The sequence below is a fragment of the Parashewanella spongiae genome (assembly GCF_004358345.1).
Taxonomy (GTDB): Bacteria; Pseudomonadota; Gammaproteobacteria; order Enterobacterales; family Shewanellaceae; genus Parashewanella; species Parashewanella spongiae.
This window is the reverse complement of the sequence record NZ_CP037952.1, coordinates 626,226-645,124: the sequence shown is the minus strand read 5'-3', so window position 1 is coordinate 645,124 and position 18,899 is coordinate 626,226. Positions and strand designations below refer to the sequence as shown.

Sequence of the window (18,899 nt, the reverse complement as noted above, 5' to 3'; positions counted from 1 at the left end):
AATTATGCTTCAAAAATTAATTGAAACCGCCATTGAGAAACGTTTATTGGTGGTGATTGGGTTACTGTTTGCATTAGGCGGCAGTATTGCGATGTTGCCAAAACTGAACTTAGATGCATTTCCAGATGTCACCAATGTTCAGGTAACCGTCAATACCCAAGCAGAGGGGATGGCAGCTGAAGAAGTGGAAAAACTCATCAGTTATCCTGTTGAGTCAGCGATGTATTCACTGCCAGATGTCACGGAAGTACGTTCTCTTTCTCGTACCGGATTGTCCGTGGTGACTGTTGTATTCGAAGATAGTACGGATGTTTATTTTGCTCGCCAGCAAGTGTTTGAACAGCTACAAGCGGCTAAAGAGACAATACCACAAGGTGTTGGGACACCGGAAATCGGCCCAAACACGTCAGGACTCGGTCAAATATATCAATATATTTTGCGTGCTGAACCAGAATCCAACATCTCAGCCGCTGAGCTTCGAAGCCTTAACGATTATTTAGTCAAATTGATCTTGATGCCAGTCAGTGGCGTGACGGAAGTGTTGTCTTTCGGTGGAGAAGTCTTGCAATATCAAGTGCAAGTCGATCCTAATAAAATACGCGCTTATGGCCTAACAATGGAGGACGTCAGCACCGCATTGGAGAACAATAACCGCAATGCTGGCGGTTGGTTTATGGAGCAAGGCCAAGAGCAATTAGTTGTTCGAGGATATGGTTTTCTTCCATCTGGGCAAGCTGGTCTAGATGCTATTGCTCAAATACCACTCATTGAGCGCCAAGGTACACCTGTGCTGGTATCGGATATTGCGACTGTAGCGTTTGGTAGTGAAATCCGCGTGGGTGCGGTGAGCATGACAAAGCGAGATCAAGCTGGCCGCGCTAAACCATTAGGAGAAGTAGTTGCTGGTGTTGTACTTAAGCGCATGGGTGCCAATACCAAAGCGACCATTGATGATATTAATAACCGAATAGCGTTAGTCCAACAAGCCTTGCCGAAAGGCGTGACCTTTGAAACGTTTTATGATCAAGCTGATCTGGTGAATAAAGCGGTAACAACAGTGCAAGATGCTTTGCTGCTGGCCTTTGTTTTTATCGTGGTTATTTTAGTACTGTTTTTAGTGAATATCCGTGCGACTTTGTTGGTATTGCTTTCTATTCCTGTATCCATAGGTTTGGCTTTAATGGTGATGTCCTATTATGGTTTGTCTGCCAACCTCATGTCATTAGGAGGATTAGCGGTTGCGATTGGTATGCTGGTAGATGGTTCAGTAGTGATGGTTGAAAATATCTTCAAGCATCTTACTCAGCAGGATAGATGTCACGTACTGAATGTAAAAGGTGATGCGCAAGCACAAGCTGATGTCGAGCACGATCCACATCATATCGAAAAACAAAACACTACAATGGGTAAAGTTGCCACCCAAGTGCTATTGGCGGCTAAAGAAGTGTGTTCACCAATTTTTTTCGCTACCGCAATTATTATCGTGGTCTTTGCGCCGCTGTTCGCGCTTGAAGGTGTTGAGGGTAAGCTGTTTCAACCGATGGCGACCAGTATCATATTAGCCATGGTTGCCGCGCTGATTGTGGCATTATTTATCGTGCCCGCGGTGGCGGTTTATCTGTTTAAGTCAGGGGTAACACTAAAACAAAGTGCATTGTTAATACCGCTAGATAAATTGTACCGAAAAGTACTGGCTCTAGCGATGTCAGCGCCGAAAACGGTCATGTTGTTTGCGGTCTTGTGCTTTGTTGGCAGTATGAGTTTATTACCCAAACTCGGTACTGAATTCGTCCCTGAACTCGAAGAAGGCACCATTAATATTCGTGTAACCTTAGCGCCTACGGCCAGTTTGGCATCGGCATTAAATGTGGCACCTGAACTGGAAAAGCTATTGCTGGATTTTCCTGAAGTCGACTATGCCTTAAGTCGTGTGGGTGCACCTGAATTAGGTGGCGATCCTGAGCCTGTGAGTAATATCGAAATTTACGTTGGTTTAAAGCCAGTGGAGAAATGGACGTCAGCGAAAAACCGTTTCGATTTACAGCGCTTGATGGAAGCAAAACTGAGTGTTTATCCGGGCTTGCTTTATACCTTCTCCCAACCGATTGCGACGCGTGTTGATGAACTCTTGTCTGGTGTGAAAGCACAATTAGCCATCAAAATATTTGGCCCAGACTTAACGGTTTTATCTGAAAAAGGGCAAGTACTGAGTGACTTGGTATCGAAAATACCGGGTGCTGTCGATGTGTCACTGGAGCAAGTCAGTGGTGAATCGCAGTTAGTGGTTCGTCCTAACCGTGCCAAGCTGGCTCGATATGGCATCAGTGTTGATCAAATCATGACATTAGTGAGCCGAGGCATCGGTGGTGACAGTGCAGGTCAGGTTATCGATGGTAATGCCCGCTATGACATCTACTTAAGACTGGCAGGGGAATACCGATCATCACCGGATGCGATTAAAAATTTACTGCTGACAGGGGCAAATGGCGCGGTAGTACGTTTAGGTGAAGTGGCCAATGTTGGAGTTGAAATGGCGCCGCCGAATATTCGCCGTGATGACGTTCAGCGCCGAGTAGTCGTGCAGGCCAATGTCTCTGAACGAGATATGGGATCGGTGGTTAATGATATCTATACCGTGGTGCCGAAAGCCGAATTACCGGCGGGCTATACTGTCGTTGTTGGTGGTCAATATGAAAACCAACAGCGCGCCCAACAAAAATTGATGTTGGTTGTGCCAGTGTCAATTTTGTTGATTGCCATGCTGTTATTTTTCTCGTTTGGTAGCGTAAAACAAGTGTTGCTGATTATGGTGAATGTGCCGCTCGCCTTAATTGGTGGTGTGGTCGCGCTTTATGCCAGCGGGACTTATTTATCGGTACCGAGCTCGATTGGCTTTATCACCTTATTTGGCGTTGCGGTATTAAATGGGGTCGTGCTCGTTGATTCTATTAACCAGCGGCGTCGCAGTGGTGAATCTCTCTATGTATCCGTTTATGAAGGCACGGTTGGACGTCTACGTCCTGTGTTGATGACCGCTTTAACGTCAGGGCTAGGTTTGATCCCAATTTTACTTTCATCAGGAGTCGGGAGTGAAATTCAGCAGCCACTAGCCATCGTGATTATTGGTGGTTTATTTACTTCAACCCCATTGACCTTATTAGTACTTCCAACTTTGTATCGCTGGGTGTACCACAATAACTCGTTGTAATTGGTATAATTGCTATGAACAAGCCGTTACTACTAGCGGCTTGTTTAAGTAGAGTAGGCTACTGGCTTCGCTATCGCTTATCCAGCAGCCCCTCTTCGATTCCGTGCATGAGGTTTTCCCTCACACGGCTCTGTTGTTACACTTCTCTCAGCTCCTTCACTTTGCTTATCATCTTGTCGTGGGTAAATACTCAAGACCAGCTTGGCGTAATTTTTCGTAAGCACCTCGTGATAGATACTTGCTTCGACGTTGACTTAAGCGACGATGCCATCGATAGAATCGGTTTACTACAAATCCATTTATTCTGAAAAATACTCCTCTGGGATATCCTATCCCAGCAAAATAGTGTTTCCATCCACTCAGAACTTGATTAACTTTATTTATCAGTACGCCAAGTGTATTTGAGGTTCGATGCTTCACTATGTCTCTGAGTTTATTTTTCAGCTTTGTTTGGCTCTTCTTAGACGCCTGTATCTTAATGTAACTGGTGCCTTTGATGAGGCCTGTGATCCGTTGAAAGTTAAAACCGAGGAAATCAAACTCATTCATCAGCTTTCCCATATCCACACAGTGGGTTTTACTTTGATTTAGCTTCAGACCTTCATCACTTAATTGCTGTGCTATCCAGTCCAGTTGCTCTTGTGTGTAGGTTTGCTTATGAAGTACAACAAAATCATCTGCATAGGTAACGATTTTACACGGTGTTTTTTCGTGTATTTTCAAACAGAAATCGTTGAGATAGATGTTAGCCAGTAGTGGAGAGATAACTCCGCCTTGCGGAGTGCCACATCGGCTTGCTTCTATTCGCCATTTCCCGTTGACCGTCTCTATGCTGATGGGCGCTTTGATAAAGCTTTTCAGCAAACTCAGAAAGCTGCTGTCGCTTATTCGCCTTTCTACTTTTGCCATCAACTTAGCGTGCGGGATGGTATCGAAATAGGCGCTCAAGTCAGCATCGAGTACGTGCTGATAGCCTTGTTTTAGGCTCATTTCAATGACTTTTACCGCTTGCTGGGCGCTTCGACATGGACGGTAGCCATAACTGTGTTCATGTAAATGAGGTTCGTAGACGGGTTGCATCACTATTGTCATCGCCATTTGCACAATTCTGTCACTGATTATCGGGAACCCAAGTTTCCGCGTTTTGCCGTTGTCTTTGAGTATTTCTACTCGTTTGACTGGGCTAGGTCGATAGTTTTTCTGTTGTAATTGAGTTTGAATTTCTTTTAACAGCGCAACGACTTTCTTTTGCTGCTCTAGATAACTGAATGTGATGCCATCAATTCCTGCTCCGCCTTTATTGGCTTTGCATCGTCGATAGGCTTCTTCGAGTATATCTAGGCGACTGAGTTTATCGTACAAGCTGTAAAATCGTAGCTCCGAGTTAAGCTTTGAGCGTAAGTAAAGTTTTCGCTGTAATATTCTGATATTTACTGGAGTGTTAGCCATATGGCAATTTCACCTCAAAAGTTACGTTAAAAACGGGTGTAACACTGAGTCCCTTCCCTGATGTGAAGTTATGTTGTCTTCACGGTTAACGGTACTATGGGCTCATCCGACTGCCTGAGCGCCCTATCTGAAATTTCGGTTTACCTTATATTCGGATAGTGGAAGTCACTACCTTCCAACACTCAGGCTCTCCCACGTTCACTTTATTTCCTTCAATACATGCCACTTCATATTACGCCGGAAGATCAAACAGATGCATTTACCAGTTGCTTCTCTGTTTGTGTCAGGGTTCGTCAACTAGGAAAGACTCCCCATCTTCATTTTTTGATTTACGACGCTTAACTGAATTCGCTTGATGCTGCGGCCTACATTGCATCTCAACCTTTATTCAAGGCCTTTGTCACAGGGCTTCATGTCATAGCGGTTACCCATTATGCATGCCCGTCAGATTTCGGGATGAACTGGTAATTATCCCGTCAGGTACGTTTCAACCTGATGGACTTATTATAAATAATAACGTTGCTGTCTCTGGTTTATGGCCATGTAATCGCTTGGCTGCGTATACGTTGAGACAAATCCCGCAACAGAATAAAGCGCTTCGTGGCGCTCCCTAGAAACATCAGTTGACTACGTTCTCAAGCGTAGAAAAAATGGCTGATATTAAGGCGTAGCTTGCAGCAAGTAGTTATTCTACTTGCAAAAGTTACAACGCAGATAGCAGCCATTTTAGCAAGCTTGTGAGCGTAGAGCATTTCACTCATTAGGTGAAAGCCATGATGATAAAGTCATCTTATTGACTCAAACAGTTACTCATATACTCTGCGTTCAACTGATGTTTTTAGGTTTAATCAATAATCCAATTGGATAGACGTGATATGAATGGTGTTTTCAAACATTATTTTCATTAAACCATGGTTAAGGCGTTTGGGGTTATACCAATTATGTGATTTTTGCTGTGATAAAAACAGAAGTTATAGTCATGGTTAAGAGCCTACGTGACCGGCAGGATACCCCGCAATGCCAATATAAAACTGCTCATGTTCAGTTGTATTAACGCCATCAGGTCTTGAAGATTGCACCTCAAGAGGTGAAGCATCTTGCTCAATGAGCAGGCCATCACTTTCAATAGTAAACATCGAAATCACGTGTGAACTGATGCTACCTAATACGTATAGGTAGCGACCATTATTGGTCACAAATATATCCTTGGAATCAAATTGTGGCGCTTCGCGTCGATAAATTTGTTGCTCTTGTTGCAACACATTGCCATCGACACTGAAATTAACTATCGAGTTAGTAACAAAAGTAACGGCGTAAAGGTTGTTATTGTCTGCAGATAACCATGTCCAGCAAGCGCCTGGGCGGTCTGTAGATGGAATTGCCCCATTGCCAGAAGGTTGTGACTGTCTATCACTGGAAAATACCGTATCAGTGTTGTTTACATCAAGTACCGTAATACTGTTGTCGATCATGGCTTCTGACAATAAAGAGCTTGATACATAGAGGTAATCATTATTGTTTGACCAGCTGAAACCGACAGAAGCAGCAATACCATAGTTAGCAAAAAAACGTGGATTATCAATGGAGAAATTATTGTTGTTAGCCGTGACATCATATAGAAATACATGTGAAGGGGATTGCAAACTTTCATCCGCAGGGTAAGCCACATGCACAATTCCCACAGTAGTGACGGCGAGTGTCGAGCCGTCAGGACTAAAACGAACTTGTGCAGGTCCGCTCATTTCTGCCGTGTAAGTCGTTAATTGCCTCACCGGAGTCAGAACACCTTCATCCATTGTGAACAGATGCAAATTGCGCTCATTATCTTTGCCTTCATTTAAAAAGTCACTGATAGGATTGTTAGATTGATCAAGGCAAGTTTCGAGTGTTCGTTCTGCTGTGGGAGTTAAACAGTGTGGCGTATTTTGTTGATTTGCGACAACAACCCATGTTGTCCCACCTGCGTTAACAACATCAACACTTACTGGCCTCACGCCAAAAGAGTCGATGTTTTGAACGCCTTCTACCGAAGGCTGTTGATCGATGCGAGTCAAACGACCAGTGTCAGGATTGATGTTAAAGGTACTCAAACTGCCATTACCATTTGTGATTAACGGATCTGTCGTTTCTTCGCCAGCGTTCATCACAATGAGTGTGTTACCGAAGACGCGCACCGTACCTTGGGTATCAAAATCACCATCATCGGAGTCTCCCGCCCCACCAGTATTAAACGCGCCAAACTCAGTGAGAGAACCGTCGGTATTGACACGAAAACCAATGACTTGGTTCCCCGCTACAGCGTTATTACTAGTATAAATAAATCGAGTATCTTGGTTAGGTTGTGTCGGTGTGGATACTAATTTGATATTGTCGCAAGCAGCAATCAATAGCCCAGCTACCGCGGTAAGGATTAATGTGAAACACTTATTCATAAAACTGTCCGTCCATTGGTAATACAACTATTTTCATTCCAATAGTAAAAAGTATAGCCATCAATCAACTCGGTGCTTGATTTTTAAGCATTGCACACCATGCTTGTTATAAGTTGTTTTAAATAGCAAGGATCCGTAGATGGCGACAACTGAGGGAAATTTATCTAAAGGCATTTTCTGGGCGAGTTTTTGCGGCCTTTGTGCAACCGTTATTGGGTTGGGCATTGGACGTTTTTCATTTGTGCCTTTAATTCCTGCAATGATAAGTAATGATTGGTATAGCGAAGCGCTGACTGGATATTTAGGATCAACGACCCTTTTTGGGTATTTACTAGGCGGCTTAACGGCTCACAGGTTGTCAGAAAAAATCGGTTCAGCCAATACGATTAAGCTGTCGATGGTGATTGTTACTTTTGTATATTTAGGTTGCTTTCAGCCCTTTAGCTATCCTTGGCTGATATTTTGCCGTTTATTTGCTGGTATTGCAGGGGCGTGGATCGTCATCATCACACCAGGATATATTTTCCATCGAACTGATCCCAAATATAAAGCTCGGATCAGCGGGATGATTTTTTCTGGTATTGGTTTGGGGGTTGTGATTTCAGGTTATATTGTTCCAAATTTACTCGACATCAGTTTATCTACAGCATGGCTTGGCCTAGGCGCAGCATCGGGACTTTTTACTCTTGTTTCATGGTCATTTTGGGTTCCCTTGAAAAAATTGCCCTACGTCACAAGACAAAGTAACACTTCTGAGTCTTATCAGTTAAATGATAACCCAAAAAAAACATTAGTGATTATGCTACTGAGTGCCTATGCGTTGGATGCTATAGGATACTTACCACACACCATTTACTGGGTGCATTACCTCGTTCATGGTTTAGATTTGTCTTTTATCGAAGGTGGGCATTTTTGGGTACTATTTGGTGTAGGCGCTATTTTAGGTCCTCATATTATGGGTGTTGCTGCAGATAAATACGGCTTAGCTAATTTATTGGTGGTGGCGTTTTTTCTAAAAGCATTCGCGATACTGTTGCCAAATCTTTCCACCAATTATTGGTCATTAGTGGCTTCATCGATGCTAGTTGGTGGTTTGACTTCGGGAGTCGTTTCACTGGTATCTGCCACCACACTTGAGATTGTAGGCAAGCAACATCATAAGCAAGTGTGGGGCTGGATGACGATTTCTTTTGCCACAACCCAAGCCATTATGGGGTATGGCATCGTACTTTTATTCACCCAAACAATGAACTACAGTTTATTGTTTTATATAGGCTGTGGTTGTTTAATGGCTTCTGTACTCATTGCTTTGAAGCTTAGATTGTCGATTGTTCATTAATCCATATCGAATCCACAAAACCAACAATGCAGTAGTAAATACTAGCCCTATGCTCACCGCGTAAGGCAAGCCATAATTAATGGATTGAAAACCGACTAACGCAGATAATGCGCCAATAAATGCAAAAGGAAGCTGAGTGATGACATGCTGATGAGGTTGACAACCACTGCTGGTGGCACTCAATACGCTGGTATCAGAGATCGGCGAGCAATGATCGCCAAAAACTGAACCTGCCATCACGGCGCTGAGCGCAGGGATCAACAGTTCAGGATGGATGATATGAGCAATCTCCCCGCCGATAGGGATCATAATGGCAAACGTACCCCAACTGGAACCGGTCGTAAATGCCATTACCGCGCACAAGATAAACATTCCACTTAATAAAAAATGATTAGACAAATACAAATCAGCCCAGCTTGCGAGTAAAGCCGCCACTTTAAGATCTTTAACAATACTGCCAATTAGCCAAGTGAATAACAAAATAGTGATTGCAAACCACATGGTTTTGATCCCGTGAAATACATCGGCCACTAACAATGACATTTCTCGGCCACTGAATAACAGCATCATTAACGTCACAACTACAGACAGCGCACTGGCATTTCGCATCGTAGCTCCAACATCAGCATGGGTTAACCAATCATTAATTTGCCAATTGTTGGCGGCTACAGCGCCAGACCATAACATTAGGATGGTTGAGCCAATCAATAAGGTTAATAACGGTGTCGCTAATAACCAAGGTGAACCTTGGGCGTTACCATCACTGTGTCGAATCTCTTGATTCTGAGCTTGCCCGAAACCAATACCAAACCACGCAACAATGAAAGAAATCACAAGAGCAATAATGGCATAAAAATTTGTTTGAGCTATGTCAATAAAATTGCTTAGTGCTAAACCCGGTAAAAAGCTTAATCCGGCAAGCAGCGCGATAATAAAAGGACCCCAGCTTGAGAAAGGTAACAGGGAACAAACAGGAGAGGCGTTTGAGTCAACAAAATACGCCAGCTGATCACGACGAATATGGTATTTACCACTTAAAGGCTGACAGACATTCCCGACCGCTAAACAGCTAAATAAGCCATCAATAAACACAAACCAACCAAGTAAAATGACGCCTACTCTGGCCTGACGAGGACTCCGAATTCGATGGTGTACCCATTGACTAAACTCGATAACAGCATGACTACGGGACAATAATTTGGTCATGATCCCAAGTAGCAACATAGTGAGTAGTACATCGATGTGCCAACTTTTCCAATGTTGATCTGCATAAAACTGGCTGATGGTAAGTTGAGATAAATATTGAGCAGTTTCGAATAAATCAAACTGACTTAAAATCAGCGCGCCCGCTAAAGTACCAAGGCCTAATGCGATTAAAGTATTCCGTAGCGTCAAAGCTAACACCAGCGTTAATAACAGCGGTGCCAAGATAAGTAAGTTTTCTATCATAAATTCAACTTCATATAATTATTATTAACGAAAAGAGCTTTCTGAGCCGATCGTTACGTCAATGAATAAGCCAGTGTATAGTGTATAAACCTGATATAAGAGAACTAACTGACAAAAGAATTCGTTTTATACAGACTTTTTTTACACTATTCGATTAAATGCTATTTAAAATGTCATCCCGACTGATAAAATCAGCCCATTACCCCGCAACTATTAGAGATGTTCATGAGCCTAGAATTATTATCGAAACTGGAAACAAAAATCCAAGCTGCGCTTGAAACTATTGAGCTTCAAAGAATGGAGCTTGAAGACGAAAAGCAAAAGAACGCTCAGTTAGTTGAGCAAAATCAGCAATTGCAACAAGATTTAAATTCATGGAGTGATAAAGTAAGTGGTCTAGTAGGGCTACTGAACGAAGAAGTTACAGAGTCTTAAGGGATCTAGCGCTTTAGAAAGTACCAATTTTTGTCATACCAGCGAAGGCTGGTATCCAGTGACTTTTATAGGAAAAAGCAAAGGCACTAGACTACCGATATACAAAACTGTCGTTACTTCGTTTCCAGCCTGCGCTGGAGTGACGAGAACTCATCGGTATACTTTCTTCCGCAACTTTCCTAAGTTTATTCTTAAGACAAAACCAAGCTTGGTTTAAACCTACTTTAGCCATTGGCTACTGAGGTTTAAACCTATGTTATACCAATTACAGTAATTAACTTGAGTCTAGAATGGATTTTTCTAGCAAGTTCTGAACTGTTGATTCTCTTCAATAATCAAATGATTCATTTCTGTAATGGCACGTTTCACCGTCGGCACGCTGCATTTGGGCAAAATAAAACGTCCTTGTTTAAAGTGTATTACGCCTAAGTCTTTTACCCATATCGCACCATTAACGAAAATGCGCACGTGTTTCGTGATGATTTTTGGGGCATAAATTGGGAATCTTCTCATTGGATTACCTCGTGACTTCATGTCTAACAGAATAGTGGTTTTTCTCCGTCTGAATTATTTGACCGCACCAAATGGGAAAAAGTTTCCCGTAGGTGTGTTTAGGAATGTAATAAATTGTAACCGATTGAAATTAAGTTGTTTACAACTCTGATGTTTCAGGAGAACCCTGTGATATGTGTAAGATACGCTCACCTCACTTACAATAATTTCTATGGTATAAAGAAATGATCTAAAAGTTCGACTTTTTATAGAGCTCGACATGCTTAGGAAATGAGATAGAAAATTAAAATATCTATCTCGGATTTTGACAGAACCAATTTACTCACAATTTCATTATTTTTTTGAGTCTGAGATACAGCTATGAGCTATGAAACGGCTCCCCTGTGCGGTGGATAATTTTCTGTTATACATTTATAGAATGCCTTAAAGCTGAATATTTTTGTATTTATCTTTTCAGTGCGTTATTTCTTAGCTTGTTAATTCACTCACTTATTGAGTAATGTGATGGCGACAGCGCGCACTCCTGCTGAGCAACAATCAATATATAGATTCATGCTCAAAAGTCTTCAAGAACACCCAAGCGAAGCCGTATCCTATCTAAACTTTGAGGTTTCAAGGTTTGATGGTGATGAAAACTTACAACAGGGTTATCAAAGATTAAGCAAAACCGATAGACAAAAGCTATATGATTTTTTCAACAATAAATCATCGGCGACTCGCTCTAACTCTCGCACACGAGAGACTCATTATTGTAAGAAGTCAAGTAATGCTTACCGACGCTTTGCAACTGAGCCCCGCTCCATCACTCCAAAATCGAGCACTCGATATACCAAGCAAATACAGCAACCACCCTCCTCTGATTCCTTTTTTACTCAGACCAGTGAGCTTATTCACTCATGGAAACTTAAAAAGAAAAGCAAAAATCAACTGGGTATTGAGTTAAATGTATTAATTGGTGGTTGCACTAAACTTTCGCAGCTTATTGAAATCATTCACAGCATAAAAAGCGACAAACAGGTCATGGAAACATCATGGGACATAAGGTTAATCCATAAACTGTTACACAAAGCGGCCGCGTTTTCTGACAGCCATTCATCTGATTTCGACGGTATTTTTAGTGACATAATACGATTTAAATCGTCCTATGAAGCGAAAACATGCACTCTATTACTGAAACTAATTAAGTTAAATTTAAATTTTTCAGATGGCAAAAGATTGGTGCTAGGCAATGCAGCAGTAGCCAGCTTAATGCATCAGTGGTGCATTAAGCCTGATGTTGCCATTTACAATGCTTTTATCACGGTATGCGCTAAAACTGCCCAGTTTGATAGTGCTTGGCAACTGGTTTGTGGTGATAACCCCGTTATGGCATCTCACCTATCGCTAAATGCAGATTCAATCACCTGCCTGAATTTGCTAACGGCTTGCGCTGAAGCTGGGCGTTATGCCGAAGCCAAATCATTGGTGTTGGGCGATGACGATGGCGATACAGCCACAGCCAGCTTAATGCAGCAGTGGGACATCAAGCCTAATGTAGCCATTTACAGCGCCTTTATCACGGTATGCGCTAAAACGGGCCAGTTTGATAGTGCTTGGCGACTGGTGTGTGGTAGCAAGCCTGTAATGGCACCTCATTTGTCATTAAAGGCCAATCAAATCACTTGCATGAATTTGCTGGCTGCCTGCGCTGTAATGGAGCGTTTTACTGAAGCCAAATTATTGGTGTTGGGCGATACAGCTACAGCCAGCTTAATGCAGCAGTGGGGCATCAAGCCTGATGTTGCCATTTACAATGCCTTCATCACGGTATGCGCTAAAACGGGTCAGTTTGATAGTGCTTGGCAACTGGTGTGTGCTGATAAGCCCGTGATGTCACCTCATTTGCCATTAAAAGCTAATCAAATCACTTGCCTGAATTTGCTGACGGCCTGCGCTGAAACGAAGCGTTTTACTGAAGCCAAATTATTGGTGTTGGGCGATACAGTTACAGCCAGCTTAATGCAACAATGGGGAATCAAGCCTAATGTTGCCATTTACAGCACCTTTATTACGGTATGCGCTAAAACGGGCCAGTTTGATAGTGCTTGGCAACTGGTGTGCGGTGACAAGCCCGTAATGTCACCTCATCTACCACTAAAGGCAGATTCAATCACCTGCACGAATTTGCTGATTGCCTGCGCTGAAATGGAGCGTTATGCAGAAGCAAAATCATTGGTATTGGGCGATGGCGATACAGATACAGCCAGCTTAATGCAACAATGGTGCATCAAGGCTGATGTTTCCATTTACAGCGCCTTTATCACGGTATGCGCTAAAACGGGCCAGTTTGATAGTGCTTGGCAACTGGTGTGTGGTGATAAGCCCGTTATGGCCCCTCATTGGTCATTAAAGGCCAATAAAATCACCTGCCTGAACTTGCTGACGGCCTGCGCTGAAATGGAGCGTTATGCAGAAGCCAAATCATTGGTGTTGGGCGATGCAGCTACAGCCAGTTTAATGCAGCAGTGGGACGTCAAGCCTGATGTTGCCATTTACAGTGCCTTTATCACGGTATGCGCTAAAACGGGCCAGTTTGATAGTGCTTGGCGACTGGTGTGTGGTGACAAACCCGTGATGGCACCTCATTTACCATTAAAGGCCAATCAAATCACCTGCATGAATTTACTGATTGCCTGCGCCGAAATGAAGCGTTATGCAGAAGCCAAATCATTGGTGTTAGGCGATAAAGGTACAACAAGCTTAATGCAGCAATGGGGCATCAAGCCTAACGTTGCCATTTACAGTGCCTTTATCACGGTATGCGCTAAAACTGGCCAGTTTGATAGTGCTTGGCAACTGGTGTGTGGTGATAAGCTCGTGATGGCACCTCATCTACCACTAAAGGCAGATTCAATCACCTGCATGAATTTGCTAACGGCCTGCGCTGAAACGAGCCGTCATGCAGAAGCCAAATCATTGGTGTTGGGCGATGGCGATACAGCTACAGCCAGCTTAATGCAACAATGGGGCATCGGACCTGATATTGCCATTTACAACGCCTTTATCACGGTATGCGCTAAAACGAGGCAGTTTGATAGTGCTTGGCGACTGGTGTGTGGCGGTAAGCCTGTTATGGCACCTCACTTGTCATTAAAAGCCAATAAAATCACCTGCATGAATTTGCTGGCTGCCTGCGCTGAAACGGGACGTTATGCCGAAGCCAAATCATTGGTGTTGGGCGATGGCGATACAGCTACAACCAGCTTAATGCAACTATGGAGCATCAAGCCTGATGTTGCCATTTACAATGCCTTTATCACGGTATGTGCTAAAACTAGCCAGTTTGATAGTGCTTGGCAACTGGTGTGTGATGATAAGCCCATGATGGCACCTCATCTACCACTAAAGGCTGATTCAATCACCTGCATAAATTTGCTGACGGCCTGCGCTGAAGCGGGGCGTTATGCAGAAGCCAAATCATTGGTGTTGGGCAATACAGCTACAGTCAGCTTAATACAACAATGGGGCATCAAACCTAATGTTGCCATTTACAGCGCCTTTATTACGGTATGCGCTAAAACTGGCCAGTTTGATAGTGCTTGGCAACTGGTGTGTGGTGACAAGCCCGTGATGGCACCTCATCTACCACTAAAGGCAGATTCAATCACCTGCATGAATTTGCTGACGGCCTGCGCTGAAGCGGGACGTTATGCCGAAGCCAAATCATTGGTGTTGGGCGATGGCGATACAGTTACATCCAGCTTAATGCAGCAATGGGGTATCAAACCTGATATAGCCATTTACAATGCCTTTATTAAAGTATGTATTAAGGCAAAAGAATTTGATATTGGAATATGGTATTTAGAAAAAATTATGAACGAATGTAACATGAGTACTCCTTCACAAATATATGCTCAACTTGCGCCGCTTGAAAAAGATAATTTCGCAAGCATGATTGATAAAGGAATAACACAAGGAATATATAAAAAAAATGTTGGCTTAATGAATCATTGTATCGATTTGCATATGGATAAAATCTTCGAAGAACATTCAGGCGATGGTACACATATTCGAGGTGTTCCATTAGCTTTCGCAAAACTATTATTTTGTTACCACAAACAAAACAATGAACCCAACATAACATCGATCATAACTGGATACCATGGCAATAATATGTTAAAAAATGGAATGATAAGTTTTCTCAAAGATGAATTTGAACTTGAGTTTATCGAGGATGAATTAAACTCAGGAATGATAGTATTAAGCAAGTCTGCCCATTAACTGTAGTTGCTCGCACTTATCCGTCATTTTCTGCTCACAATAAATGACTTTATAAAAACGAGCTTGCTCACATTAATTGCTTTTATCAAATTAGTTGCTCAGATTAAGTGATTTTATAAAGCTATGTTGCTCACTTTAAATGATTCTATAAATAAACCAATTTAAATGAGCTACAAATTAAATAATATCAGCTGATTGGCTCGTTTTTGGACAAAAGTGAGTTTCGGTTTCAGTTCATAATCAATAGATTGCATTAGAAAAAGTATCTCTAAAATCAAATTATGAACATCAAATCGCTGTGAGTCTCGACTAGCCCTAAAAATTCAACTTAGGGCTTGCAACTGAAATGCGCACAACGGCGGTTATGGTAAATAGGTTTGGAATTACGCTCGCTTAAAGCGCTTATTTTTTATGTTCACTTTTAAATTCCTCTAGAATACTCATCGAGGGCGTTGGTTTTGTTACCCAAACATCATTTTCCATAACCTGAAAAGTTTCATTAAAACCACCTTGAGAATCAAAATAAGCTATAACTTCCGAATAAAAACTTTCAATTAGCTCTAACTCTCTTTTGCTCGTTGGAGGTAAATGAACAGTTTCAACAATAAATACTTTAGTTGTAACTTGGCTGCGCAGAAAATCTTTAGCTTTTTCAGTTTCACCTTCTTCCAATAACTTTAAAGCCCAAAGCATGAAACGACCATTATCAATATGTTCTTTAGTATATGTACTAGCTAATGATGAGTAATTTAAATAGAACGCAGAAATAAAGCCACCAAAGAAAACTATTAAAGTAAATGTCCCACCTATAACCATGCAAAAATTTTAGATTTCATCGATACTATCCTTGTTTAATGCTTTATTTGATCTATTTCACTTGGCTTCGAAGTCAATTTTCGTAGTAACTATAACGGGGGTTTTATTTGGATTGCTTTCAGCATTAATGTATTTAGTGTTTTCTAACGCCTTAAGTGCAAACTTATCCCAAGAATGATTAGGGGTAGAGTTCATTATTTTTGCATCAAATATTTCACCATTTGAGTCAATGAGATAGTTTAAAAATACCGTTCCATTTTTTGTCGGAGTTTTACGAGTTGAAATTTCAAAAGAAAACTCATCATCCTTTTGTAACCAATATTTTGATAATTCAGCCTGCTCAATTTTAACTGCTGATGTGGATAAAAATTTTTCTGGTGTCGATTTACAACCAACTAACGCAAAACCAAGTAGTATTAATGCTAGATGCTTCATATGAACTCCATGTAATATATAACGTTTCTACCATGCGCAAGCTAATTTATATAGTTTGATATTCAGCCCTGATTACGCATAATTTATTATTTTAAGATTAAAAAGAAATGATACAGCAATTGTTGCGTTTATGTAAATAAACTAGAGCGCTATCCAAGGCCAGTTACCAATAACCATCTATTTACCATAACGCCTTCTTGTGCGCATCACGAAAAGCCACCTCAACCAGAAAGCGGGTCGAACAGCGTGAAAGCCGAGCTTAATTTCGCGAAAAGTGGCTGAATTAAGGCAGTCAATAAATGGTGGTTTTCACTACAACAGCACTTGAAGCAAATTTATAGCACGAACCACCATAATGTTAATCGTTAGACTACTTTGCCGCAAAACGGTCAGTCAAAAAAACATGATTTTAAACAACTATTCATTATAAATAGTATCGCTATGTGTAAGCGTTGCTAGCTTGGAATGGGGCAAAAATGCGCCAGCCAATCAAGCTGGTAAGGCTTTGGACAAACCAATTTACGCTCAATTTAATTATTTTTTGTTTGAGTCTGAGATACAACTATGAGCTATGAAACAACTCCCCTGTGCAGTTGATAGTTTTCTGTTATAGATTTATAGAATACCTTAAAGCTGAATATTTTTGTGTTTATCTTTTCAGTGCGTTATTTTTTAGCTTATTAATTAATTCATTCACTTATAGAGTAATGTTATGGCGACAGTGCACACTACTGCTAAACAACAATCAATATATGAATCCGTATTCAAAAGCCTTCAAAAATACCCAAGCGAAGCCGTATCCTATCTGAACTTTGAGGTTTCAATGTTTGATTATGATGAAGACTTACAACAGGGTTATCAAAGATTAAGCAAAACCGATAGACAAAAGCTGCATGATTTTTTTAACAAGGAATCATCGAGGACTCGCTCTAAATCTAGCCCACAAAAGGCTCATTATAGAACAATGGCACTAACTTAAGAATTACTTCTGATATACCTTAAGCCTACGTGCTTGTTTTCTTGAATGTTGTAACCTTGGTGTCGGTTTCGGTCGCCTTTTCTTTGCTCTCGGTTCTTTTCTCCCCGGGCGATTGCCAACGATATGCTCTCCGATAATATCTGCTATCACATCCAATAAAGTGTCAATGATCCCTTCGGTGGCTTGCAAAAGTAATATCTGAAAATCTTGTAATGCGTCATGTGCGGCTTTAAAACTTGCCTCTCTAGGCGATATTCCTTTTTTTTTCTGCCGCTCGGCACATAAGTGCCCTTATCATGTTGTAAACTAACAAATGAACATCAATTTCCTTACGCACCATATCTGGACTACCACACCTTAAAATATCCATTTTCATCATGGTCTTGATTGACCTAAAATCCAACTCGATATGCCATCGTGAAACGTATAAATCAATAATATCTTGCTTCGGATAGACTTCTTTAACCGTGAGGGTGGTAACAATGATACGTTTCTTTGTTCCTACCATTCTGACGATAAGCTCTTCTGGCACTTGAGCGTAATCCTCTGGGGTCATCCATTCTGGACAGGATGGACGAATTAGCTTAAATAAACCATCTCGCTTACCCAGCTTTTCTTCACAGGTTCTGAAATCGACATTTCTGGCTCCGTTTTTTTCGAAAACAGCATCAACGCCTAACCCCATTAGTCCTACAAGAACAAAGTAGTTTTCGAAATTAGCATCTCCCAGCACAATGTCACCTTGTTTCAAGTCTGACTGCATACTTCTTAATAGTGCCTGCTCGCCAGTACCTTTCCCTTTACAAGGTGAAACAGCCGAGTCAATGACTGCACCGCTACCCAAAGAAATTAACACTAAAATCCGCAGCTGAGGAAAGCCCAGCCCTTCTTTTTGTGATTTAGGTTGAGGGAATTGGGCTTGGTTCTCGTCCGTATCAGGCATAGATAGTGTTGAGCCGTCAGTTAATAGCACTCTACGGCCATGCCATAAGTATTTCCCTTGAATCGCTTCATCTAAGTTTTTTCCTGATTTCTTCAATAGCGATTTAATTGACTCTGGAGATAACCGTTTTCTTGCTTTGCAGTAGGGACCTGTAATTGTGCTGTTTTTCTCTCGACCTATAGCAATTTGATCTCTAGCGTCACTGATTAGTGTGCAACGACAAGATTTGTTTTCACTGGCAACTTGCTTCATGAAAAGCGAAAGTGTGTGGCAGGCGGGATACTTGCGTACTCTTTGAGTATTATCTTTTTGAAAATCTTCTAAATCTTGCAGAGTGAGAATTGAAGAAAGTTCATCTTCTTCCGTTTGAGCAAAGCGACGTAACAATTCTGGGGCATCATTGAAGAATTGGCGAGTTGTAGTATTCATGGCGTGACACTAGAAAAACCTTAATCTGTATGATTTACTCTCTATTGTTCAATTAGTAAACCTTCAGCTAAATCTTAAGTTAGTGCCATTGCATTATAGAAGGGTATTGAGACATAACTTTAATCCATAAATTGTTATACAAAGCAGCCGAGTTTTCTGACAGCCACTCATCTAATTTCGACGGCGTTTTCGATTCATAACACGATTTAAAT

General features: G+C 41.6%; 13 protein-coding genes. 5 read left to right on the top strand and 8 right to left on the bottom strand.

The features are described 5' to 3' along the window. Positions 1–4 precede the first annotated feature (4 nt). Positions 5–3,208, top strand: a complete 3,204-nt coding sequence (locus E2I05_RS02265) for an efflux RND transporter permease subunit (protein WP_121854738.1) — start codon at positions 5–7, stop codon at positions 3,206–3,208. A gap of 168 nt (positions 3,209–3,376) precedes the next feature. On the opposite strand, the gene ltrA is transcribed toward E2I05_RS02265, so the two are convergent. Further along, entirely contained in the window at positions 3,377–4,657 is a 1,281-nt protein-coding gene (gene ltrA, locus E2I05_RS02260) for a group II intron reverse transcriptase/maturase (RefSeq protein WP_133309442.1), read from the bottom strand. 983 nt (positions 4,658–5,640) lie between these two features. Further along, positions 5,641–7,089: a beta-propeller fold lactonase family protein gene (locus E2I05_RS02255; RefSeq protein WP_121854758.1), complete on the bottom strand. Its 1,449-nt coding sequence runs from the start codon at positions 7,087–7,089 to the stop codon at positions 5,641–5,643. A gap of 139 nt (positions 7,090–7,228) precedes the next feature. On the opposite strand from E2I05_RS02255, the gene E2I05_RS02250 reads away from it, so the two are divergent. Then, positions 7,229–8,428 carry a YbfB/YjiJ family MFS transporter gene (locus tag E2I05_RS02250; RefSeq protein ID WP_121854759.1) on the top strand — a complete coding sequence of 400 codons (1,200 nt, stop codon included), beginning with the start codon at positions 7,229–7,231 and terminating at the stop codon, positions 8,426–8,428. Here E2I05_RS02250 and E2I05_RS02245 read toward each other — a convergent pair. Continuing rightward, the gene (locus tag E2I05_RS02245) at positions 8,375–9,877 is read right to left on the bottom strand and encodes a Na+/H+ antiporter NhaC family protein (protein WP_121854760.1); all 1,503 of its coding nucleotides are present in this window, start codon (positions 9,875–9,877) and stop codon (positions 8,375–8,377) included. The genes E2I05_RS02250 and E2I05_RS02245 overlap by 54 nt on opposite strands. Before the next feature lie 225 nt (positions 9,878–10,102). Between E2I05_RS02245 and E2I05_RS02240 the strand changes: the two genes are divergently transcribed. Beyond that, positions 10,103–10,312, top strand: a complete 210-nt coding sequence (locus E2I05_RS02240; protein ID WP_121854761.1) for a cell division protein ZapB — start codon at positions 10,103–10,105, stop codon at positions 10,310–10,312. 300 nt (positions 10,313–10,612) lie between these two features. On the opposite strand, the gene E2I05_RS02235 is transcribed toward E2I05_RS02240, so the two are convergent. Then, positions 10,613–10,825: a DUF1107 family protein gene (locus tag E2I05_RS02235; RefSeq protein ID WP_121854765.1), complete on the bottom strand. Its 213-nt coding sequence runs from the start codon at positions 10,823–10,825 to the stop codon at positions 10,613–10,615. A gap of 504 nt (positions 10,826–11,329) precedes the next feature. Between E2I05_RS02235 and E2I05_RS02230 the strand changes: the two genes are divergently transcribed. Beyond that, positions 11,330–15,085, top strand: a complete 3,756-nt coding sequence (locus tag E2I05_RS02230) for a pentatricopeptide repeat-containing protein (RefSeq protein WP_121854762.1) — start codon at positions 11,330–11,332, stop codon at positions 15,083–15,085. Positions 15,086–15,487: 402 nt separating this feature from the next. Here E2I05_RS02230 and E2I05_RS02225 read toward each other — a convergent pair whose 3' ends face one another. Continuing rightward, entirely contained in the window at positions 15,488–15,901 is a 414-nt protein-coding gene (locus E2I05_RS02225) for a hypothetical protein (RefSeq protein ID WP_243641139.1), read from the bottom strand. A gap of 57 nt (positions 15,902–15,958) precedes the next feature. Then, positions 15,959–16,336 (bottom strand): TonB family protein, encoded by a 378-nt coding sequence (locus E2I05_RS02220; protein ID WP_121854763.1) that lies wholly within the window; start codon positions 16,334–16,336, stop codon positions 15,959–15,961. Between the two features lie 712 nt (positions 16,337–17,048). Between E2I05_RS02220 and E2I05_RS02215 the strand changes: the two genes are divergently transcribed. Next, positions 17,049–17,315 carry a hypothetical protein gene (locus tag E2I05_RS02215; RefSeq protein ID WP_121854764.1) on the top strand — a complete coding sequence of 89 codons (267 nt, stop codon included), beginning with the start codon at positions 17,049–17,051 and terminating at the stop codon, positions 17,313–17,315. A gap of 3 nt (positions 17,316–17,318) precedes the next feature. Here the strand turns inward: E2I05_RS02215 and E2I05_RS02210 are convergent, their stop codons facing one another. Both E2I05_RS02210 and E2I05_RS02205 read right to left on the bottom strand, forming a co-directional pair. Next, positions 17,319–17,504 carry a hypothetical protein gene (locus E2I05_RS02210; protein WP_133309406.1) on the bottom strand — a complete coding sequence of 62 codons (186 nt, stop codon included), beginning with the start codon at positions 17,502–17,504 and terminating at the stop codon, positions 17,319–17,321. A 55-nt stretch (positions 17,505–17,559) separates the two neighbouring features. Beyond that, entirely contained in the window at positions 17,560–18,687 is a 1,128-nt protein-coding gene (locus E2I05_RS02205; RefSeq protein ID WP_133309441.1) for an IS4 family transposase, read from the bottom strand. Positions 18,688–18,899 lie beyond the last annotated feature (212 nt).